Origin of the sequence: Paenibacillus sp. FSL M7-1046, assembly GCF_038007405.1 — a bacterium.
Classification (GTDB): domain Bacteria; phylum Bacillota; class Bacilli; order Paenibacillales; family Paenibacillaceae; genus Paenibacillus_AQ.
Genome location: NZ_JBBOXB010000001.1, coordinates 5,621,786 through 5,641,273, shown reverse-complemented (window position 1 = coordinate 5,641,273; position 19,488 = coordinate 5,621,786). Strand labels below are relative to the sequence as shown.

The following is a 19,488-nucleotide window of genomic DNA, read 5'->3' as shown; positions in this document are numbered from 1 at the left end:
GAATACTGCGGTAAACTATTTGAGAATAGATTTATTGGAATGATATATAGTCCGTATGGCGTCTTTACTAAGTTTCCGAATGCCTCGTATAAGTGGAATAAACACTGCCTTTATTTGCCATATTTGCAAACCTAACGCCTTCCGTTTTTTCAGGAATAACTTCGTTGCATCCCAAACATTTATGAGGCTTCCGTGTTTTAACTACCTTGTCAAGTAGAACGTCCATCTTACTTATCCTCCCTTGGTGGGAGAGGAGGGCTGTAACCTCCTCTATCCCCTTATGTCATGTATCTTCGAACTGTGCATCATCTAATGGAACCATTTTCAGAAGCCGTTTTCACTACGTCTTTCGTATTTGTGTTTATTGCGTTATGTCTTCCGAAAGTCACATAGCACTTTTAATAATGAAACCTGCCTTTGGTACAATTCGTATTAATTGTTAAATATTTTATTGAGGATGGTTATTATGAATCAAGAAAACTTAACTTGTAAAGCTTGTGGAAGTACTACCTTTGCTAAAGGTGAAGTGAACGCTGTGGATGCTAGAGTAATGCCAATCGGTAAAACTTTTTCTTTTGGCTCCCCGGTTATGTATACATTTTGTAAAAAGTGCGGAGAAGTAGCCTCAATTAGAATTAAAAATCCCGATAAATTTTAAACCCTAAAACGAGCTCTTTTGGAAATCGCCAGTGAGCAGTTTGCGTCTACTCTGCCTTTGGGAGAGGAGGGATACTCCTACTCCCTTAATGATCTGGTGTTTCGTACGGCGCATCATACTATCAAAGTTCCAGCGTTACCCACGACAGTCCAGACACCATCTGGATAAACGTCCAGCCAGTCCCCGAGTCCAATAATCGTATTCTGAACTGCCAGTCCTCTTACGCCCGCTTTATTTTCCGTTTGGACGACTAACGCCATTTCTCCAGTTTCTTCGTCTTTCAGCACGTCATGCTCCTGTATAAGCTTGCCTGCTGTGTCGTATCTAGGTTCAACTATTCTGCTCATTCTGTGACCCTCCTTCATAATCTGGAAGCTCAACCTTCCCGTTCTCGTCGTACACATCAAACAACTCGCCGCAGGCCTTAAGCGTGGTTTCCCTCAGCTCAATGATTCGCTTAAGCGTCTTGCAGGTGTACACCTTCATGCCTTGGTAGCGCCCAACAATTCCTTTAAATCCGCCGCGATAGAAGCGAGAGAACTCGCGGGCCTTGTATACTGCCCGATCTTCGCTCATGAATTTCCGCTCCGGTATGATGTTACCGTTAGTTAGAGGAATGGGCGGAATCGTCTTTTCCTCCGGCTCCTTGCGTAAATAGTACATATGCTATTTCACCCCCTGCATCGTGATATATGCCGCCTCTGCCCTCTCTCGGGGTCTTGCGGTAAGCAGTTCGGCAATTGAATATCTCATCGTTTTATTCCAAACCGCTGTGTCCTCAACGTCTTCATCAGGCTGTCCCCATTTGACGATTGCAAGGTTCTGCACATAGGCATCAGCATCTTTAGCTATGGCTGCTGACTGTACCTCTAGAGAGGCAGCAGGGTCAGTGCAGTAGTCAGGAGCGCCTGCCCATGCGTATTGTTCGCTTTCCCAGCCTCTTCCGTCCGTATTAATACAATGTCCCGATGAATCCTGTAACTCATAGGCAAATTCACCCTCAGAGACTTTGACTACCTTACATCCCATCAACTCCGCCAGCGCCCGGTTAAGCTCCGGGTTGGTCATTGTCTGTATCTGTGTCACGGCTGCGTCTCCCACCCTTCGTTACATTTAACACACTGAAATCTATGGTGTGTTGGTTCATCTGGTACTTGATGTACAGCCGGTTGCCCACATCCACACCAGAGGCGAGACAATTCATCCCTCAGTGTTGTCCGCAATTCATGCAGCAGGTGGTGTTAATCACAAATTCATTATTAACGGTCTGCACATTTGGGTTGGAACAGCAGGACGATTGCTCAATTTCCAGTGCTGCCCGACCGCGTTTCCCCACATCCTGCAGTACAAATGATTCCCATTCATCAAGGCTGTCATCTGCAATCAGCGTGTAATTTCCCACCTCGTAGTTCCCAATATCCCCATGCCATGTCAGTTCCTCCCGTTGCCGGGCTATGGTCTGTTGTGCCTCCCAAACCTCTTTGTGCCGTCTGGACATTACAGAGTAGCAGTTGCCTACGGCGATCCTATAAGCATCAATGGTCTGCTGTGCCTCTGCCAGCGCCTTCTCCAGATCTAACTTTTGCTCAGTTACAATGCTTAATGCTCCTGCTGTAAATTCCAATGTTTCCTGGACGCATTTGTAATTCGTTTGTGACTCTGCCAACTCAACCTTGCATTCGTCCCATTCAACGGATAGGGGATATACACTGTCCCGGCTCGCCTGAAGCTTAACTTCCAGACGCTTGTTCTGTTGCTCTGCCTCTTCTAGAGTAGCCAGCGCGCGCTCGTCCTCAGCCGGCAGTATTACCTTCTGCAGAAATTCAGGTGCGAACGATCCGCTGTAGCCTTCGAGGAATACAGAATCCTGTGCGATTACTCCCTTCCCTCGCGTAAACTGATCTGTTTTGCACGTCCATATCTTTCCGGGGTGTTCCTCGGATTCAATGCAAGTGTGCATTACAACCAGGTCACCCTTCTTGAGCTTGTTCTCTTCTTGCCGTTCTGGTGTCATGATATAAGTCTCCTTCGTTGTTAGATGATGTATTTTTTTTTGAAACACTAACTTATTTAATGAACTGTTGTATAATCTAAAATGAGTTAATCCTAGTCCTGAGGTGATCGTTATGAAAAAAATAGTGATTGTCTGTAGTGATCTACACCGAAATAGAACATGTGATGAAGACTGTATTAATTTGATGGAACGAGCAATGTTAAGCTTAGGTATGACGGGTAAGAAATATGAAAGAGTTTTTTCTTGGTATGGCGAACCAGTCAGAATAAAAGTAGACAAAGATACTGCTAATTTTTTGAAATCCATTTTTTAGATTTAGGTTGATCGGACTACTTCTTCAGATATTCAGTAGCAAAGCCGCCGCCGTATCCCTCAAGCCTCACTACCTCGTAACAGTTGTGCATGATCACCTTGTCGCCCGGCTTCAGTCCAGATTTCTTCATCTTTGGTTGTTTTGTCATATCGTTCATCTCTCCTTATGAGCCTATGCCCTCTCGAAACTAATCTTGATAAGTCACGTACAATTGTTAAATAATTGAAAAAGGGTGTTGTATGTTGAATGGAAAGAAAAGAATGCTATCTGCACTTTTTATCTTTTGCCATTGTTTTCGACAACATTGTAATAAGTGGCGGATTAGGAATTGTATTTGGAGTAGCCATGTATCAGGCGGAAAAACCTAAGCCCCCTAAAGATAAGTAAGTTTCCCCCTCCCTGGGGCTATGACAGCCCCTAAATGTGCAACCTCATTTGCTCAGTCTGAGTAATATTAATAAAGGAGCTGGTAAAAATGGTGGTCTTCGCTATACTTTTCATGTTGCTTGCGATACTGAATATTTTCTTTCCGGCAATGGGTTGGTACATGCGTTATGGATGGATGGTAAAGGGTGACTCCGAACCCAGTGATGCCTATCTCATCATGAGTAGAATAAGCAGTGTTATCGTACTTATTGTCTTTCTCATATTCTTTGTGCCTTTAATTTTTAGTTAGGGGCTTGCTGATCCCTTAAATTAACTGCTGCTGTATAATTGCCGTCCGCCGCTTAGACAGTTCGACGTACTCCGGTTCTTTCTCAATACCGATAGAGAATCATGTCGATTGTTTTGCTTTCGATGGTGGGTATTATCTCCAAGCAGTCGCCTTGAAGAATCACAAGCATCCTCCTCTCTGTATGTTGTCACCTTGTAGGATCAATGGGTTATCTCCTTCCTGGCGGTGTTATGCCTCTTTATTTATTCGCAATAATGAATAATCCATATTATGGTATAATTTATCTGGAATTAGAAAACAGAATAGTGAGGTGCTATTCATGGAATATTTAACCATATTTTTCATCATTCTTGTTACTGGTTTAGCGTTCATGTCAGTGAAGAGCAGAAATTCTCGCAAGTGATATGAAATTTATTGAATGGCGCCGAAAATACGGCGCTTATTTATTTACTAAAATCTCTTCCTCGGTGTTCACCTCTCCCTGACAGCGGTCATATGCCTCTCTCTCCCCGGACCTACATTCTGTACACATGCAAGCCGGAGTGGGCAACGCCCGCAATTCGATGCGTAATTGTCCTCGCATAATTCCTTAGCTGCTGGGCTGAGTTCAGTCATATTTAGCACTCTTTCTCGTTGTTATATGAAGTATTTGTAATTTCACTTCGCTTTTCGAGATCTGGACTTTCATTCCTTTTCCCGTTTTTAAGCTATCTGATCGATCATGTCTGTTACCTGTGTTCGAAATGTCTGTTACCTGTGTTCGAATGAACTCTCTGCAATAGTCTGAACTTACACAACACGTTGTCGCTTCGCTGGAGATACATGCGATGAGATAATCAACCTCTTCTAACTTTCTGTAAAGTTGTAGTTCATGGGATTCGAATATCGGTCCCATTTCTCTTTTATTGGTAAGATTCTGCCGATAAGCAGTATCTCGAACATTAGCCATTTCGATCAACTCCTAATCTTCAAAGCGTTCACCATAGCTATAAACCTTCGGTTCTTCTAGTGGTCTGCCGAATACATCCGCCATTAGCGTTGCAAATACTGCCATATCCTTATCCTCAAATAATTGGAGCAAGCAAACCTCTTTCCCCTTCAAGTTCCGGCCAGCTGCTGCAGATAAGAGATCTACTACTGGTTGTATCTGATTTTCACGTTGCTGCTTTTCTTGTTCCTTCTGTTGCTGAACAGCAAGCTTATGATTGTATTCGTCCCAATCTTTTTCATCAAACCAGAAGTGATCCCCGTATTTGTCACGGAATACCGATATCCAGTATTGCAAGGCTTCTTCATTCGTTTGGATGGCATCATGACAAGGCCAGCACAGTCTTAATCCATTGGTCTTCACACCGCGACCTTTCCGTCCTTTGGGCATAACATGATGAGTTGTGTCTGATGGAGCGCATTTGCATATAGGACAAGTACCACTGGATTCGGCAATGATTTCAGCAAGTACATCGTCATTAAACTCGCCTCGATCTTTAGAACTTTGGCCTTTTTGATGATGAGCAAGGAGACCTTTCTTCCATTCTGGAACTTCCTTCTTAGTCTTTGGTTTATTAGATCCCAGACTGCCGTAGGTCTTTTTCTCTTTAATCTGCTTCTCGGGCTTCCAGAATGTTTTGTGTTCTCCCATGCTCTTTTGCACCTCCTATGTATGAATTTTATTTCTTGAATTATCCGGTTTCGCTACGGGATTCAGGAAATTCGTTCCAAGTAACCAGCCTTCTCTAATGTTGAATAATGACGTTCACGTTCGGCTGCGGTGAAGTGAATTGGCAGTACACTGTGCGCTGCATAAAAGGCAATTGCTTCTCTAATTGCTTGTGGTTGATCCTCCAATTTTGCAAGGTTGACCGTTTTTGTATCCATAGGAATCTCCTTTCTCTGGGTCAGGAGTTTTTTCCTGAAGTATATAGTTTCTCTGGCAATTCAATGAACTTGTGCTCAAACGTCACACCCTTATCAATCCAAATATACAATCGCCCCTTCCCTGCTTCTTCGAATGCCTTCGTATGCACCAGCCCAATAGGGTATGTATACTTCGGCTGCAATTCATCTCTTACATAGGCTTCAAGTCGAGTAATTAAATCCACAAGTTGTCCCTCCCTTTACTAAATGGTTACTACATTCCGTTATTCCGTATCGTCAACACATAAATTACGAAATTGCGTAATTTCGTGTCTTGTGATAGAATCAACTCATTGGAGGTGGAAGAACGCATGGTGTCGATAACCATTAAAGTCCAAGAACTATTAGATGAACGCGGTATGTCTCAAAAATCTTTGGCCGAGAAAACTGGGATTCGCAAAGCTGCAATAAGCGAAATATGCAATAACATGCGTACCTCAATAAATCGGGAACATTTAGAAAAAATAGTTTTAGCTTTAGGGCTCACGAGTATTGAACAATTAATGCATCTTGATGTAGAAAATGATTAGGAGAGTATGAATAATGATTAAGCAAACTCATTTTTGGAATTACAAGAAAGAAAAAATAGTCTTTGATGTTATTTGTAAGGATTTCGAAGACAAGAACGAGTTAGTTAATTATTTCGAAACCCAGATTGATGATGAATTCAGCAATGTTGTAGTGATCCTGGGTGAGGAAATAAATCTTCGTCTTGACCATCTCTTTGATGAAATTAATAGGCATGCCATAAGTGAAAAAGAAAAAGAAAAATATAGAGAAAAAGTTCGTAAAATATCTAAGAGATTAACGGGTAGAACCATAGTGAAAAGACATTTTAGGAAAGTTCGGAATAGAGGTTAATTCTATGGAGCAAGAGGAATATATCCTCTATGCTCCTTTTGTTTTTCTGGATGGTGTAATATGCGGCTTGCTATGATAATCCCAGAATGTATCTTGCGGCATCTCACGGTATTTCTGCAGTTCTTCGTCGGATAGGTCACAGCATGAAACCTTTATCTTGAGGATTCGTAGCCGAAAGGCTATTTCCTATACACAAAAAAGCGAACAAACATTCTGTTGGCAGGAGTGAAATGGCAAGTTTTAAGAAGCAAAGCACAGGCTGGGAATATCGTATTCGTTACAAAGACCCCATAACTCAGAAATTTAAAGAAAAGTCGCAACGCGGCTTTGAGACCAAGAAGGAAGCCCAGCTTGCAGCGGCAAACGCAGAGAGGAAAATATCAGAAGGTTATGAACAGACAGATTTACCTCTAGTCGATTATCTGGAGCAATATGTACAGGAGTACAAGGTTGGTACAGTCCGGAAGAATACTTTGATTCAGCATCAGAACAATATCAAAAACCATATCAAACCTTACTTTCAGGCTATCATGCTCCGAAAAGTACAGCCGATTGGTTATTAAAAATTTCTTAATCACCTTGGCGAAAAATACAGCAAAAGCACCGTTGAAATTACCCATAACACTATGAACAGTGCGTTGGAAAAAGCAGTTACTCTCGGGAAATTGGATAAAAATCCATGCAGGGGGGTTTCTATTAAAGGGAGAGTTAAAGCGTGGGGCCCTAAGTCTTCCCTCTTTAATTCCTTTTCGCGAATTCTTAAGCGTGCAGAGCTTCCATCAATGCCGATCCACTCTCTGAGACACACCCATGCTGTGCTACTCCTAGAGGCAGGCAATGGTATGAAGTATGTACAAGAACGATTGGGACACGGCAGCATGAGAATTACTGCGGACGTCTATTCCCACGTTTCCAAAAAGATTGAAGCGAGCAGTATGGAAAAGTATGAAACCCACATGAAATCCATCCTCGAATAGACACCTCAAAATATTTGTGGGCATTTTGTGGGCACTATTAATTTAAGAGTCCTTCACTACTCCCACGCCCACAAAAAGAAAAGCCCCCAACGCTTACGCGTCAAGGGCTGCTGTATTCTAGTAAAGAGTCATGTACTGGTCTCTTTCCCACTCGTGAACCTGGGTGCGATAGATATCCCACTCGATTTCTTTCAGTTCATAGAAGTGAGCCAGCGCATGTTCGCCGAGGGCTTCGGTGATGACATGGCTGCGGATCATTTCGTTCAACGCTTCCTTCAGATCGGATGGCAAGCTAGGGATGCCTTCTTCAATCCGCTCTTCTTCTGACATCACATAGATGTTACGGTCGATTGGAGCTGGAAGATCCAGTTGGCGCTTGATGCCGTCAAGACCTGCCTTCAACATCACAGCAAGTGCAAGGTAAGGGTTAGCAGCCGGATCCGGATTGCGGACCTCGATGCGAGTGCTCAGCCCTCTGGAAGCAGGGATACGGATCATCGGGCTGCGGTTGCTGGCGGACCATGCTACGTAGCAAGGCGCTTCATAACCGGGAACCAGACGTTTGTAAGAGTTCACTGTCGGGTTCGTGATTGCAGCAAACGCACGGGCATGCTTCAGAATACCTGCCATGTAGTAACGGGCTGTCTTGCTCAGGCCAAGTGTGTCGCTCTCATCGTAGAACACATTCTCTTTGCCTTTGAACAGGGATTGGTGAGCGTGCATACCGGATCCGTTCATTCCAAAAAGTGGTTTAGGCATAAAAGTAGCATGCAGGCCGTGCTGGCGGGCTACCGTCTTCACGACAAGCTTAAAGGTTTGAATTTGGTCAGCAGCTTTGATGGCATCAGCATATTTGAAGTCAATTTCATGCTGGCCGGAAGCAACTTCATGGTGGGAAGCTTCGATTTCAAAGCCCATCTCTTCAAGAGTCAATACGATTTCGCGGCGGCAGTTCTCTCCAAGATCCATCGGCGCCAAATCGAAATATCCGCCTTGGTCATTCAATTCCGTAGTTGGGTTCCCTCTTTCATCAGTTTTGAAGAGGAAAAACTCAGGTTCAGGTCCAACGTTCATCGCGGTATAACCCATTTCTTCGGCTTCTTCCAGACAACGCTTCAGAATACCACGCGGGTCTCCGGCAAACGGTGTTCCGTCAGGCATGTACACATCACAAATCAGACGAGCAACCCGGCTGTCAGTCACCCAAGGGAAGATTACCCATGTGCTGAGGTCGGGATAGAGATACATGTCGGATTCTTCAATCCGGACATAACCTTCAATGGAGGAACCATCGAACATCATTTTATTGTCGAGCGCCTTTTCGAGCTGGCTAACAGGAATCTCTACATTTTTGATCGTTCCGAGCAAGTCGGTAAATTGCAGGCGAATAAAACGGACGTTTTCTTCCTTGGCGATGCGCATAATATCCTCTTTAGAAAAGCTCACTATACCCTCTCCCTTTCATGTCTCTTTATGTTATTTATTAAAAAACCGGGAAAGTTCGCCTTGAATAAGAGAGACTTGTCCCGGTCTTTTACCGGAAACCAGTTCCTGCTTCAGCAAACGATGAAGCTGTGAATCGGACAACTCTCTACGTCTAACCTCTGTATCAGGGGTAATAACCGTAGCTTCTTCGGATTCCTTCGTGACTGGGTTCATCACCTGCTTGATGCCGGCAATGTTAACACCCTTCTCGATTAATGCTTTGATTTCCAACAGGCGTTCCACATCATTAAATGAGAACAAACGCTGATTGCCTGAGGTACGAGCGGGCACAATCAGACTGTGCTGCTCATAATAACGAATTTGTCTGGCAGATAAATCGGTTAGCTTCATTACAATACCTATAGGAAATAGTGCCATATTTCTGCGGATTTCATCACCCATGACTCATCCAACCTTCCAATGATCTTTTTCTCATCTCATTGTACATTTCCTGGTTTCGCGTGTCAATGGTGTGTGAGTTTTTCTTACAGAAGATTTCTATCCCGCATACTTTGCAGCGCCATCAACACACCGTACTTCACATGAGAATAGGTTAATCCGCCTTGCATATAGCCAATATAGGGCGCCCGGATCGGCGCATCCGCAGATAACTCCAAGCTGCCACCCTGGATGAACGTTCCTGCCGCCATAATGACAGGATGTTCATAACCAGGCATATCCCAAGGCTCTGGCACAACATGGCTGTCAACGGCTGCAGCACGTTGAATCCCCTGCACAAAGGCAATCAGATGCTCCGGCCCGTCAAAAGCAACCGCCTGGATCAGGTCCGTACGCGGTTCCTCCCAGGCTGGCTTGGTCGTAAACCCGCAGCGCTGAAAGACAGCAGCTGCAAAGATACTGCCTTTGAGCGCTTGCCCCACCGTGTGTGGAGCCATAAAGAGCCCTTGGTAGAGTCCGCGTGTTGTTCCCAGCATCGCGCCCACTTCTCCGCCTATCCCCGGTGCTGTGAGCCTGTAGGCCGCCAGCTCGACAAGATCGCTGCGTCCGCAAATATATCCGCCTGTCTCAGCGATTCCCCCACCCGGATTCTTGATCAGTGAACCTGCGACGAGGTCGGCTCCCACCTGGGGAGGCTCAAGCTCTTCCGTAAATTCTCCATAACAGTTGTCTACGAACACGATGACATCCGGTTTCAACCTTTTCACTTTTGTTACCATATCGCCGATTTCTGCGACCGCAAAGGAAGAACGCCAATCATAGCCACGCGATCTTTGGATTCCGATAACTTTTGTATGGTCATTTATAGCGAGCGCTACTTCGTCCCAATCTACTTTCCCTTCACCGGTTAAAGCGGTCTCACGGTAGCCGATCCCAAAATCGGCCAAAGAGCCTGTCCCGTCACCGGGCTTGCCAACTACTTTATGCAACGTATCGTATGGGCGTCCTGTGATGTACAGCAATTCGTCTCCTGGACGCAGTACACCAAAAAGCGCCGTAGAGATGGTATGCGTACCAGAAGCAAAATGAGGCCGAACCAGTGCCGCCTCCGCACCGAATACCTCGGCATATACAAGATCCAGCACTTCACGGCCCCGGTCATTATAAGCATAACCGGTAGAACCCGCAAAGTGAAAATCGCTCACCTGCTGCCGCTGGAACGCCTCAATAACCTTCCACTGATTGTGGTCCACTATCCGGTCCAGCTTTTTTACCGCACTTTCAATTTCAAGTTCTGCAGCCTCTGCCGCATGTAAAATATCCTCTGCAAAAACAGCCATTTCCCCTTGTTCTCCCCTTACATTACATTTACTTAACATCAAGAATTAGCCCCACACAGTAGGATTCGGCTTCGAAGACCGAAGGAGATATCCATGCTTTGTGGGGACACTCAATGCATTCCTTAATTTATTTTGAGACTTGCTCAAAATGATGGTTTATTCCTGTACTACGAACTCCGCTAACTTGTAGCCCCATTTCTCATAATCCTCTTTGTTTAAGCGGACATTGTAGAGCACATCATTCTCGTCGTACTGCTGCTCCAACACCTCGCCTACACGGTAGAGCAATGAAGACAGGTCACCACGGTCACCTGGAATCCGGAAGGTCAGAGTATCCCCTGCCAGCGAATCTTCGATGATCTCCCGGATCAGAGTTAGATCTTCAGGGTTAAAAGCACTGATCTTTAAATATTCCGGGCCTGCAGGAAGCATCTCCAGCTGTTCCGGCTGACAGATATCGCTTTTGTTGAACAATGTAATTTGCGGCTTCCCGGCAGCACCCAGATCCGTGAGAATGGCTTGGACAACCTCCATTTGTTCCTCACGCATTGGAGAAGAGGCGTCGACTACATGCAGCACCAGATTCGCTTCATTCACTTCCTCCAAAGTGGCACGGAAGGATGCCACCAGATCATGCGGCAGATTCTGTATGAATCCAACCGTATCCGTTAACACAACCTCTTTGCCTGACGGGAGCTGCAGTACACGTGAAGTTGGGTCAAGTGTAGCGAACAACTGATTCTCAATATATACATCTGCATCCGTGAGCTGCTTCAACAGCGTCGATTTGCCTGCATTTGTATATCCGACAAGGGCCACCTGTACGGCACCGCTCTTGCGGCGGCGTTCACGATGCAGCTCACGGGTCTTCACCACTTCGTCGAGCTGGCGTTTCAGCTCATCAATCCGGTTGCGGATGTGCCGGCGGTCCGTCTCCAGCTTGCTTTCCCCTGGTCCTCTTGTGCCGATACCGCCGCCGAGTCTGGACAGGTTTTTGCCCTGCCCGGAGAGGCGCGGCAGCAGATAGGAGAGCTGTGCCAGCTCTACCTGAATAATACCTTCCCGCGTCTTCGCCCGTCCGGCAAAGATATCCAGAATCAGCTGGGTGCGGTCGATAATTTTCAGATCCAGAGCTTCCTCCAGATTGCGCACCTGCGCTCCGGACAGCTCCTGGTCAAAGATTGCCGTATTCGCACCGAAACCATCTGCAGCCATCCGCAGCTCTTCTACCTTCCCCTTGCCGATGAACCATTTGGAATCAGGAGTTTCCTTGTTCTGGCGCAGCACGTCCAGCACTTCGACACCGGCTGTCTCCGCCAGCTGCACCAATTCTTGCAGGGAAAGCTCCGGGTCAATGCCGGTGCGCTTAATTTTGTCCGTCACCAAACTGACTAATATTGCCCGGTCCTGGATATCTGTTTGTGTATCATGTGTTGTCGTCATGCATTCAATGCTCCTTATCTCCATACCCCACTGAGGTATATCATCCGTTAATCATATTTTGTTTTACAGCTTAAAATCTTCAGCCCGCAGTGACATCAGCTCCTGCTTGCCGGGGCTGTTGCTCTCGTACTGGTTCAGCAAGCGTACTGCTTGTGCACGCACGGCTTTCTCAATCGAATTGCGCACAAAGCGCGCATTACTGAAGGCATGAAGGCTCTCCGTCTTCTCCACCAGCAAATGCTGCTTTAACTTGAGTATCGCCTGCGGCATCAAAATATAATCGCGTTCCTTGGCCATAAGTTCGGCAATCTGCAGCAGCTGATCAATCGTATAGTCGGGAAATTCAACCTGTATGGGGAATCTAGAAGGCAGCCCCGGATTGCTCATCAGAAAATAATCGATCTCGCCGGAGTACCCGGCCAGGATCAGCACAAACTGGCTGCGGTGATCCTCCATGGATTTTACCAGCGTATCGATGGCTTCCTTTCCAAAATCCTTATCTCCACCGCGGGCAAGACTGTAGGCTTCATCAATAAATAGGATGCCTCCGAGCGCCTTTTTCACCAGGTCACGTGTCTTCTGGGCGGTATGTCCAATATATTCGCCGACGAGATCCGCTCGCTCTACCTCGATCAGATGCCCCTTGCTTAATACACCCATCCGCTGGAACAGCTTGGCGACAATCCTCGCTACCGTCGTTTTACCGGTTCCGGGATTGCCCTTGAAGACCATATGGTAAGCCTGGCCGCCACTGGCAAGCCCTGCCTCGCTGCGCATCTGGGCGATCTGCAGAAGCGCATATATCTCAAATACAAGCTCCTTGATATTATCCAAGCCAACAAGACCATCAAGTTCCCGGCTTAACTCCTGGAACAGTCCGCTATGGCCGTGATTTTTGGGGAGTGCGGCTCCACTGCTGCTGTCGCTCACCGCACTGCTCATCGGAGGGGGATCTTGATTCCGCAGCACAATATTGATTTGCCTTGACGGTCTGCCTTCCTCCCGCCCGCTTGCTGCCGCTACGCGTCCGTTCACCTTATTCACCTCATTATCCAGGGCTGACTGCTCTAAGTAAGTCTATTCCGGTACATGAGGTCTTATTAGCAGTTTCAGGATTTTTATACTTGGCAGATGATTTACAGAAATAACTGCTGAAGCTTCCATTTGGTGTAGGCCAGGATTTCACGGGATTTATACTTGGCCATCGACATCACCTTTGACTCGGTAAGCCCCAGCTCAGGTGCAGCATAGCCCAATTCTCTGGCAATTTCTTGCGCCCGCTGTCCATGAAAAGTATGCGTAATAATAACCGAAGACGTCATCCCCTCACGCTTCATAATTTCCTGGCTGAACAGCAGATTCTCGTACGTGCTGGTAGATTTGTTCTCCATAAGGATATCTTCTTCCGGCACACCTTGCTCCACCAGATAATTCCGCATTCCTTGACCTTCGGTAAATTTGTAGTCCGGATCGTCCAGCCCCCCCGAAACAATAAAGGTGCTGAACATTCCCTCCCGGTAGAGCTTTAGCCCGTAATCCAGCCGCTCCTTTAGGCCCGGGCTTGGCTTATCCCCCCACATGGACATGCCGAGAATAATACCTGCATCCGCTTTCGCCATAGGTGATGTTGTAGCTGCACTGTTAATGTTATTAAACACAACTGCACACCATAGGAGGCCTGCTGCCACAATCGTTATACCTGCAATAAGCAAGTTGCGCTTACGCCGGGAGCGGCGTTTTCTGGACACTTTGCGTATTGGAGATGAACCTCTTTGGTAAACGTACCATTCCATTTTTTATTTCCTCCTGAATTCTCCGTGATGGAACAATTCGGCACGATGCTTCAGTGAGAGAGAGAAATAAGGAAAGGCATGTGCGTCAATACTGCGTAGAATGCTCTTGGCTGTTGCCCAGGCCAGATTATAGTCGCTGTCCGTAATGTCTTCCCTTTCCAGCGCTTCCTCAAGTTCATCCTCATCCAGCAAAAACACCTCTCCGTTCCAAAGCACCACAACGTCCAGGTACAAATCATCAAACCATGGAACGCCTTGATCCGTGACGCCTTGAACTTTGCAGGTGTCAATGTACCATTGTACGATATTCTGTCGTTCGTCGAACATAGCCGTCACAATATAGTGGCTATCCTTGGGAAAATATTGCAGCCAAGAATATCCTTTGTCCGCTATGCGGTATGTATGCCTTCCATAGCTCTTCCACAGTGGTTCCTTCAGCCCGTAAATCGTATAAAGAGTGATATAACCGCTGAATTCCCGGGTTTCCACATAGCGGCAGGCAAAATGTCGGCGCGTAATCCGGCGCCAGTTGGCCCGGTCTCCGAATTTACGTTTCATATGAATTACCCTCTCAAGAAATGGTGTCTTCAGCTTAACACATTTAAGAGACACACTCAAAACATCCCGTAAAAAAACAGAACTGCCGGCAACGTAATCAAAGGTTACAGCTTCTGGATTAAAGGGGTTTTTAGATGAACATTTAAAAAAAGGACTATCCTCCCCCATCTGGATGGGTAAAGAATAGTCCTTTGGATCAAAGGCAATCACCATTGTTATTGAGGAGATTGGCCCTCATTTGAAAATCCGTTCTCCGGAACCGTTCCTGCCTCAGTACTGTTATCCGTACCTGCGTTTCCTGAACCGGAGGTTTCAACAGGTGAACTAGTTGGGAGCGGGGTTGGCGGAGGCGGAGTAGTGGTTGCTTCCGGCGGGGTTACAACTCCACCCCCATTGCCGTTGCCTCCTCCATTGCCATTGCCATTGCCATTGTCGTTCCCATTACCATTTCCATTCCCGTTACCATTGCCGTTGCCGTTGCCGTTCCCATTGTTTCCACCGGGATTGCCGTTGCCTTCGCCGTTTCCGTTACCCTGTCCGTTGCCTTGATCATCTGTCGGAAGATTCGGATCAGGCGTTGCTTCCGGTTCTGGTGTCTGCAGTTCATCCTGAACCATTACGGTAACGGTGCCCGATGGCTCGCTCTCCACATCCAGTTCAGGATAATAAGCTGTTACATAATATTCGTAAGTCAGTCCAGGCATGGCGCTAATATCACCCATTGTGAGAGACTTTGTGCTGAGAAGTGAAGTGAACTCCGCCTCCGAGGTTTCCCGGCGGTAAATCCGGTATTCCACTCCTGCAACCTGAGCCGCTTCCCAGCCAAGGTTCACTGTCAATGTTGAAGGATCATATTCAGCGGATAGACCCGTGACAGGCTGTACCGTTTCCGGAGTAGCCGTTGGTTCAGGCGCACTCGCACCTTCCGGTTTAGGGAAAGACTTTTCTGGAATCCCCTCCAGAGCCTTCTCCATAACTTTACCCCAGAACGCCGCTGCAAGCGGACTGCTGTTCTTGAGCAGATGTGTCTTGCTCGGCTTGTCATATCCCATCCACACTGCTGCGGTCCATTCCGGTGTATAACCGACAAACCACACATCACGGTTGGATTTGATCCCGTCGTACCCGCTCTGGGTAGTACCGGTCTTGCCGGCAACCGGACGGTTGATTCTCGCTTTTTTACCTGTACCGTCCTGTACAACGTCCTGCATCATTTCGGTCATTTGATAAGCTGTATCCTCACTCATCACCCGCTCAGGCTTTGTATTAGCCTTATAGACCATGTCCCCGTCGCTGTTGGCAATCGATTTAATCGAATACGCCTCACGCAGTTCACCACCGCTGGCAAAAGCACTGTATGCCTGAGCCATTTCCAGCGTATTGGTTCCTTTGCTCATCCCGCCGAGGGCGAGTGACAGGTTCTTGTCTTCATCGCTGAGGCTGATCCCCAGCTTCTTCGCAAACTGGAAGCCGGTATCCACACCAATCTCATTCAGCAGCCAGACCGCCGGGATGTTCTCCGACTTCGTTATTGCCTGACTCATGCTGATCGTTGATGAGTAGCCATGCAGATTTCTCGGACAGTATTTACCGAAGCACTGCTTTTCATTGCTGAGCATTGAGGAGCTTGAGAATTTCCCCGACTCCAGAGCAGGAGCGTAAGAAACCAACGGTTTGAAGGAGGAACCCGGAGAACGCCGGCTGCCGTTCACACGGCTGTAGCCCTTCTTCTCATAATTCCGTCCGCCCATCAGCGCAACGATGCTGCCATTCTCCTGGTTGATGATGGTCATCGAACCCTGCACCAGCTCCTCATCCACACTTTTTTCGAAATTGTCGCTGTCGGCAAAAGCATCTTCTACCGTCTGCTGGGCGTTTTTATCCATCGTTGTATAAATTTTGTATCCGCCGATGTTGAGATCATCTTCGGTTAATCCAAACTTATCTTCCGCCTCGTCTATAGCATAATCAATAAAGGCCTGATAACGCTGTTTGCTTTCGGGCGGCTTATAGTTGTAGTTGACCGCAGCGGCTTCATCCCGCTCCTGTTCAGTAATTTTCCCCTGTTCATACATCAGCTGGAGCACTACGCCGCGGCGTTCCTTGGACAAATCCGGATTGCGCAGCGGATTGTAACGGGACGGCCCCTTCGGCATAGCTGCCAATGTGGCGATTTGCCACAACTTAAGTTCGTTAAGATTGCTTTGACCAAAATAACGGATAGATGCTGCCTTGATGCCGTAGATTGTGCCACCAAAGTTAATCCGGTTCAGGTATAACGTAATAATCTCATTTTTGGTCCTCTCATTCTCAAGCGCTACAGCAATGGAAACCTCAGTCGCTTTGCGGAAAAATGTCTTATCGCGTGTCAGAAAGATATTCTTCGCAAGCTGCTGGGTGATCGTACTGCCGCCTTCCACCATGCTGCGTGCAGCGATATCCTTGACGGCTGCGCGGCCGATCGACCATAAATCCACACCCTTGTGTTCAAAAAAACGTTTGTCTTCTGTAGCAACAAAAGCCTCGATCAGCTGTTTCGGAATATCTTCATACTCTACCGGATCACTTTTTTCCAGTGACAGTTCACCGATCAAATTTGCATTGCGGTCAAAAATCTGTGTCGGCGGGTTCACGCTTAATTTATCCTCGTTCTCATTCAGCAGCTTCTGCCCGTTCAGCATAATAAACAGGTAACCGCCAAGCGCACAAAAAATCGCCAGCGCTGTTGCAAAAAACAAACTCCACAGTACGCGTTTCTTGGTTAGAAACTTCTTCTTTTTCTTCGGCTTCCCTTTGGGACTCGCAGGGGTGGTGCCCCTGTCTCTATTGCGGTTCGTCCTGGAAAAATCGTCTCTAGACATGCTGCCTCCTGACTCCCTTTCGGAAACATCTTGAAATTGTATACACGAATGAAAAGAACAACCTTCACAGGTTGCTCTCTCGCACTCTCTATTCAAACGCTTTATAAACAAAAAGGTTTCACTACAAAGTTGTAAAAAATGTTATTCTTCGCTTCCGCTGTCCTGCATCAGCGATACGCTGCGCTGTGGCGTGAAGGTGGAAATGGCATGCTTGTACACCATTTGCTGGCGTCCGTCACTGTCGATGACAATTGTGAAATTGTCAAATGCTTTGATGATTCCCCGGATTTGAAAGCCGTTGGTCAAATATACTGTGGCAGGGATATTCTCTTTACGCAGCTGGTTCAAGAACGTATCTTGGATGTTAATGGACTTGTTCATATGACGTACCCCCAATGGTTCAATTAGATTGTTCAGAAGTATATTCAAGACCTGAGAGAAACTTTCCTGCTATTATAGCACGTATTTTTGCAAAATTCTCTGAAAAGTTTTGCTCGTTGAAATCGTCGATCCACTGGATTTCCTTCATGTGGCGAAACCATGACAATTGTCGTTTGGCGAATCGGCGGGTATCGCGCTTCAGCAGTGTCACAGCCTCGTCCAGCGTCGTTTCTCCCGCGAGATAAGCGGCAATTTCCTTGTAGCCCAATCCCTGCATGGACACAAGAGTTCTGCTGTAGCCATGATCCAGCAGTCCTTTCACCTCGGCGACGAGACCTTCCGCCAGCATCTGATCGATTCGGTCTTCAATACGTTTATATAGTATTTTCCGGTCCATTGTCAAACCTATGAGGCATAACTCATATGGAGACTCCTTCTTCTGAGCCTCATGGGACGCCGAAAGCGTAACCTTTGTCTGGTGATGAATTTCCAGCGCACGGATGATTCTGCGGCGGTCATTCGGATGCAATCTGGAAGCGCTGGCAGGGTCTACAGCCGCCAGTCTGGCGTGCAGAGCTTCTGCTCCATGCTCTTCGGCAAAGGCGTCCTGCTCGCTGCGGAACGCCTCATCCGCCACGGCCTCAGAGAAGCGGAAACCATAACACAGGGATTCAATATACAGTCCCGTTCCGCCCACAATAAATGGAAGCTTACCCCTGGCGCTGATCTCCTCGATCAGCCGGACGCCCTGCACCTGAAATTCAGCGGCAGAATAAGCATCCTGCGGATCATGGATATCAATTAAATGATGTGGAATCCCCTTCATCTCCGCTGGTGTGATCTTGGCTGTACCGATATCCATACCGCGGTAGACCTGCATGGAATCACCGGAGATGATCTCTGCACCGTACGTCTCCGCGAGCTCCAGGCTAAGCCTTGTTTTGCCGACTGCGGTCGGCCCCAGCAGTACCAGAACCTTATGTTTAATCTCAGTTGTCAATGTGTATCACCCCGTACGATGTTTTGGAGCTGCTGCGCAGCTGTTCGGTAAAGCCCAGCCGTGAGAATTCGCCGCTTAAGGCCTTCTCTTTGAGCAGGACAGCCTTGCGTGCTACTCTGACTGCCTCAGCGACACTCTCCCCGGTCAAGGCCGCTGTGTTAGCGAAACGGCGCAAGGGGGATATCGCCGCAGAATCCGTCAAGGGAACCCGGAACATCGGGTCGAAGTAGACGATATCGACACTATTGTCCGGCTGTTCCCGCAAGTACCCCAGATGTTCGCTGTGCACAACCTGGATGCGGCGCAACGCTTCGTTTACTTTCTGCTGGCCGGAAATGTACTGGCTCATGCCTTCAAGCAGCAGCGCATACAGCGGCAAGGAGCTTTCCAGCGCAGTCACCACGGAATCTTCTCCGCCGTGGACGGCAAACAGCAGAGAATCGCTGCCAAGACCCGCCGTGCAATCCAGCACACTGTCTCCCGGCAGCATTCCGGCAGCTTCCAGCATGGGATCAGATTCGCCCTTCAGGATGCGTTTCGCCCGGACAAAGCCCATACTGGGATGAAACTCCATCGGTGGCAAACCCGGTGAGATCAGCCGTACCGCCTCCTGCAGAACTACCAGAATCTCCTCATCCCCGTAACGTTCCGCCAGCTTTGGCATGGAGAACCTAGCTCTCGGCACATAAGATGCGCCCGTGCGTTCAGCAAGCTGCTCAGCCCGCAGCACTATTTCCGGTATCGGGTCAAAACCCGTTGTTATAATCATGATGCCTCCGATCTGGTACGCATTAGAGCGCTAAAAAATAGAAATG

The 19,488-nt window shown here is 47.4% G+C and carries 26 protein-coding genes and 1 pseudogene; 8 read left to right on the top strand and 19 right to left on the bottom strand.

The features are described 5' to 3' along the window. Positions 1 to 466 precede the first annotated feature (466 nt). Positions 467 to 658, top strand: a complete 192-nt coding sequence (locus tag NYE29_RS25100) for a hypothetical protein (RefSeq protein WP_076109510.1) — start codon at positions 467 to 469, stop codon at positions 656 to 658. Positions 659 to 771: 113 nt separating this feature from the next. On the opposite strand, the gene NYE29_RS25095 is transcribed toward NYE29_RS25100, so the two are convergent. The 4 genes from NYE29_RS25095 to NYE29_RS25080 all read right to left on the bottom strand — a co-directional run bounded on the left by NYE29_RS25095 (position 772) and on the right by NYE29_RS25080 (position 2,672). Beyond that, on the bottom strand, positions 772 to 1,005 hold the full coding sequence (locus NYE29_RS25095) for a hypothetical protein (protein ID WP_076109509.1): 234 nt from the start codon (positions 1,003 to 1,005) through the stop codon (positions 772 to 774). Further along, on the bottom strand, positions 989 to 1,321 hold the full coding sequence (locus NYE29_RS25090; RefSeq protein ID WP_076109508.1) for a hypothetical protein: 333 nt from the start codon (positions 1,319 to 1,321) through the stop codon (positions 989 to 991). The genes NYE29_RS25095 and NYE29_RS25090 overlap by 17 nt, the downstream gene beginning before the upstream one ends. Positions 1,322 to 1,324: 3 nt before the next feature. Beyond that, positions 1,325 to 1,744 (bottom strand): hypothetical protein, encoded by a 420-nt coding sequence (locus NYE29_RS25085; protein WP_340897912.1) that lies wholly within the window; start codon positions 1,742 to 1,744, stop codon positions 1,325 to 1,327. 121 nt (positions 1,745 to 1,865) lie between these two features. Beyond that, positions 1,866 to 2,672, bottom strand: a complete 807-nt coding sequence (locus tag NYE29_RS25080) for a hypothetical protein (RefSeq protein WP_076109506.1) — start codon at positions 2,670 to 2,672, stop codon at positions 1,866 to 1,868. 112 nt (positions 2,673 to 2,784) lie between these two features. On the opposite strand from NYE29_RS25080, the gene NYE29_RS25075 reads away from it, so the two are divergent. After that, positions 2,785 to 2,985: a hypothetical protein gene (locus NYE29_RS25075; protein WP_144024247.1), complete on the top strand. Its 201-nt coding sequence runs from the start codon at positions 2,785 to 2,787 to the stop codon at positions 2,983 to 2,985. Between the two features lie 16 nt (positions 2,986 to 3,001). Here NYE29_RS25075 and NYE29_RS25070 read toward each other — a convergent pair whose 3' ends face one another. Continuing rightward, entirely contained in the window at positions 3,002 to 3,133 is a 132-nt protein-coding gene (locus NYE29_RS25070) for a hypothetical protein (RefSeq protein ID WP_256718041.1), read from the bottom strand. A gap of 98 nt (positions 3,134 to 3,231) precedes the next feature. Here NYE29_RS25070 and NYE29_RS25065 point away from each other — a divergent pair, with 98 nt between their 5' ends. From NYE29_RS25065 to NYE29_RS25055, 3 genes are read left to right on the top strand one after another with little or no spacing between them, the layout of a single operon-like run. After that, on the top strand, positions 3,232 to 3,372 hold the full coding sequence (locus NYE29_RS25065; RefSeq protein WP_179091689.1) for a hypothetical protein: 141 nt from the start codon (positions 3,232 to 3,234) through the stop codon (positions 3,370 to 3,372). Positions 3,373 to 3,408: 36 nt separating this feature from the next. Then, positions 3,409 to 3,561 carry a hypothetical protein gene (locus tag NYE29_RS25060; protein WP_340899903.1) on the top strand — a complete coding sequence of 51 codons (153 nt, stop codon included), beginning with the start codon at positions 3,409 to 3,411 and terminating at the stop codon, positions 3,559 to 3,561. After that, on the top strand, positions 3,521 to 3,661 hold the full coding sequence (locus NYE29_RS25055; protein ID WP_340899799.1) for a hypothetical protein: 141 nt from the start codon (positions 3,521 to 3,523) through the stop codon (positions 3,659 to 3,661). Before NYE29_RS25060 ends, NYE29_RS25055 begins: the two co-directional genes overlap by 41 nt. A gap of 961 nt (positions 3,662 to 4,622) precedes the next feature. Here NYE29_RS25055 and NYE29_RS25050 read toward each other — a convergent pair. From NYE29_RS25050 to NYE29_RS25040, 3 genes are all read right to left on the bottom strand, one after another. Next, complete coding sequence (locus tag NYE29_RS25050) at positions 4,623 to 5,300, bottom strand: HNH endonuclease signature motif containing protein (protein ID WP_076109503.1); 678 nt, start codon at positions 5,298 to 5,300, stop codon at positions 4,623 to 4,625. Between the two features lie 62 nt (positions 5,301 to 5,362). Then, complete coding sequence (locus NYE29_RS25045) at positions 5,363 to 5,536, bottom strand: hypothetical protein (RefSeq protein WP_179091688.1); 174 nt, start codon at positions 5,534 to 5,536, stop codon at positions 5,363 to 5,365. 20 nt (positions 5,537 to 5,556) lie between these two features. Continuing rightward, entirely contained in the window at positions 5,557 to 5,760 is a 204-nt protein-coding gene (locus NYE29_RS25040; RefSeq protein ID WP_076109502.1) for a hypothetical protein, read from the bottom strand. 126 nt (positions 5,761 to 5,886) lie between these two features. Between NYE29_RS25040 and NYE29_RS25035 the strand changes: the two genes are divergently transcribed. The 3 genes and pseudogenes from NYE29_RS25035 (at position 5,887) to NYE29_RS25025 (ending at position 7,413) form a co-directional block, all read left to right on the top strand. Further along, entirely contained in the window at positions 5,887 to 6,105 is a 219-nt protein-coding gene (locus tag NYE29_RS25035; protein ID WP_083675496.1) for a helix-turn-helix domain-containing protein, read from the top strand. Between the two features lie 13 nt (positions 6,106 to 6,118). Next, positions 6,119 to 6,436 (top strand): hypothetical protein, encoded by a 318-nt coding sequence (locus NYE29_RS25030; protein ID WP_076109501.1) that lies wholly within the window; start codon positions 6,119 to 6,121, stop codon positions 6,434 to 6,436. Positions 6,437 to 6,666: 230 nt separating this feature from the next. Further along, positions 6,667 to 7,413, top strand: a pseudogene (locus tag NYE29_RS25025) (tyrosine-type recombinase/integrase). A gap of 117 nt (positions 7,414 to 7,530) precedes the next feature. Here NYE29_RS25025 and glnA read toward each other — a convergent pair. The 11 genes from glnA to NYE29_RS24970 all read right to left on the bottom strand — a co-directional run bounded on the left by glnA (position 7,531) and on the right by NYE29_RS24970 (position 19,442). After that, positions 7,531 to 8,859: a type I glutamate--ammonia ligase gene (glnA, locus tag NYE29_RS25020; RefSeq protein WP_038593006.1), complete on the bottom strand. Its 1,329-nt coding sequence runs from the start codon at positions 8,857 to 8,859 to the stop codon at positions 7,531 to 7,533. 30 nt (positions 8,860 to 8,889) lie between these two features. After that, positions 8,890 to 9,300 (bottom strand): MerR family transcriptional regulator, encoded by a 411-nt coding sequence (locus NYE29_RS25015; RefSeq protein WP_036656080.1) that lies wholly within the window; start codon positions 9,298 to 9,300, stop codon positions 8,890 to 8,892. 83 nt (positions 9,301 to 9,383) lie between these two features. Continuing rightward, positions 9,384 to 10,637: a methionine gamma-lyase family protein gene (locus NYE29_RS25010; RefSeq protein ID WP_340897910.1), complete on the bottom strand. Its 1,254-nt coding sequence runs from the start codon at positions 10,635 to 10,637 to the stop codon at positions 9,384 to 9,386. A gap of 156 nt (positions 10,638 to 10,793) precedes the next feature. Next, on the bottom strand, positions 10,794 to 12,080 hold the full coding sequence (gene hflX / locus NYE29_RS25005) for a GTPase HflX (RefSeq protein ID WP_340897909.1): 1,287 nt from the start codon (positions 12,078 to 12,080) through the stop codon (positions 10,794 to 10,796). Positions 12,081 to 12,143: 63 nt separating this feature from the next. After that, positions 12,144 to 13,115 carry an AAA family ATPase gene (locus NYE29_RS25000; RefSeq protein WP_340899798.1) on the bottom strand — a complete coding sequence of 324 codons (972 nt, stop codon included), beginning with the start codon at positions 13,113 to 13,115 and terminating at the stop codon, positions 12,144 to 12,146. A gap of 101 nt (positions 13,116 to 13,216) precedes the next feature. After that, entirely contained in the window at positions 13,217 to 13,873 is a 657-nt protein-coding gene (locus tag NYE29_RS24995) for a YdcF family protein (protein ID WP_076109497.1), read from the bottom strand. 3 nt (positions 13,874 to 13,876) lie between these two features. Beyond that, a complete protein-coding gene (locus NYE29_RS24990; RefSeq protein ID WP_038593019.1) occupies positions 13,877 to 14,431 on the bottom strand; it encodes a DUF402 domain-containing protein in 555 nt (184 codons plus the stop codon). Between the two features lie 215 nt (positions 14,432 to 14,646). Beyond that, a complete protein-coding gene (locus tag NYE29_RS24985; protein WP_340897908.1) occupies positions 14,647 to 17,292 on the bottom strand; it encodes a transglycosylase domain-containing protein in 2,646 nt (881 codons plus the stop codon). A 141-nt stretch (positions 17,293 to 17,433) separates the two neighbouring features. Further along, a complete protein-coding gene (hfq, locus tag NYE29_RS24980) occupies positions 17,434 to 17,673 on the bottom strand; it encodes an RNA chaperone Hfq (RefSeq protein WP_019910673.1) in 240 nt (79 codons plus the stop codon). Between the two features lie 19 nt (positions 17,674 to 17,692). After that, complete coding sequence (gene miaA, locus NYE29_RS24975) at positions 17,693 to 18,673, bottom strand: tRNA (adenosine(37)-N6)-dimethylallyltransferase MiaA (RefSeq protein WP_340897907.1); 981 nt, start codon at positions 18,671 to 18,673, stop codon at positions 17,693 to 17,695. Then, a complete protein-coding gene (locus NYE29_RS24970) occupies positions 18,663 to 19,442 on the bottom strand; it encodes a class I SAM-dependent methyltransferase (protein ID WP_340897906.1) in 780 nt (259 codons plus the stop codon). Before NYE29_RS24970 ends, miaA begins: the two co-directional genes overlap by 11 nt. Positions 19,443 to 19,488: the final 46 nt, after the last annotated feature.

Bases quoted from the DNA above. Each gene is read 5' to 3' on its own strand.
- NYE29_RS25015 (WP_036656080.1), bottom strand. From the start codon at position 9,300: ATGGGTGATGAAATCCGCAGAAATATGGCACTATTTCCTATAGGTATT.
- NYE29_RS25100 (WP_076109510.1), top strand. From the start codon at position 467: ATGAATCAAGAAAACTTAACTTGTAAAGCTTGTGGAAGTACTACCTTT.
- NYE29_RS25095 (WP_076109509.1), bottom strand. From the start codon at position 1,005: ATGAGCAGAATAGTTGAACCTAGATACGACACAGCAGGCAAGCTTATA.
- hfq (WP_019910673.1), bottom strand. From the start codon at position 17,673: ATGAACAAGTCCATTAACATCCAAGATACGTTCTTGAACCAGCTGCGT.
- NYE29_RS24990 (WP_038593019.1), bottom strand. From the start codon at position 14,431: ATGAAACGTAAATTCGGAGACCGGGCCAACTGGCGCCGGATTACGCGC.
- NYE29_RS25065 (WP_179091689.1), top strand. From the start codon at position 3,232: ATGGAAAGAAAAGAATGCTATCTGCACTTTTTATCTTTTGCCATTGTT.
- NYE29_RS25010 (WP_340897910.1), bottom strand. From the start codon at position 10,637: ATGGCTGTTTTTGCAGAGGATATTTTACATGCGGCAGAGGCTGCAGAA.
- NYE29_RS25080 (WP_076109506.1), bottom strand. From the start codon at position 2,672: ATGACACCAGAACGGCAAGAAGAGAACAAGCTCAAGAAGGGTGACCTG.
- NYE29_RS25055 (WP_340899799.1), top strand. From the start codon at position 3,521: ATGGGTTGGTACATGCGTTATGGATGGATGGTAAAGGGTGACTCCGAA.
- NYE29_RS24995 (WP_076109497.1), bottom strand. From the start codon at position 13,873: ATGGAATGGTACGTTTACCAAAGAGGTTCATCTCCAATACGCAAAGTG.
- NYE29_RS25035 (WP_083675496.1), top strand. From the start codon at position 5,887: ATGGTGTCGATAACCATTAAAGTCCAAGAACTATTAGATGAACGCGGT.
- NYE29_RS25070 (WP_256718041.1), bottom strand. From the start codon at position 3,133: ATGACAAAACAACCAAAGATGAAGAAATCTGGACTGAAGCCGGGCGAC.
- NYE29_RS25075 (WP_144024247.1), top strand. From the start codon at position 2,785: ATGAAAAAAATAGTGATTGTCTGTAGTGATCTACACCGAAATAGAACA.
- NYE29_RS24970 (WP_340897906.1), bottom strand. From the start codon at position 19,442: ATGATTATAACAACGGGTTTTGACCCGATACCGGAAATAGTGCTGCGG.
- NYE29_RS25090 (WP_076109508.1), bottom strand. From the start codon at position 1,321: ATGTACTATTTACGCAAGGAGCCGGAGGAAAAGACGATTCCGCCCATT.
- NYE29_RS25045 (WP_179091688.1), bottom strand. From the start codon at position 5,536: ATGGATACAAAAACGGTCAACCTTGCAAAATTGGAGGATCAACCACAA.
- NYE29_RS25030 (WP_076109501.1), top strand. From the start codon at position 6,119: ATGATTAAGCAAACTCATTTTTGGAATTACAAGAAAGAAAAAATAGTC.
- NYE29_RS24985 (WP_340897908.1), bottom strand. From the start codon at position 17,292: ATGTCTAGAGACGATTTTTCCAGGACGAACCGCAATAGAGACAGGGGC.
- NYE29_RS25050 (WP_076109503.1), bottom strand. From the start codon at position 5,300: ATGGGAGAACACAAAACATTCTGGAAGCCCGAGAAGCAGATTAAAGAG.
- hflX (WP_340897909.1), bottom strand. From the start codon at position 12,080: ATGACGACAACACATGATACACAAACAGATATCCAGGACCGGGCAATA.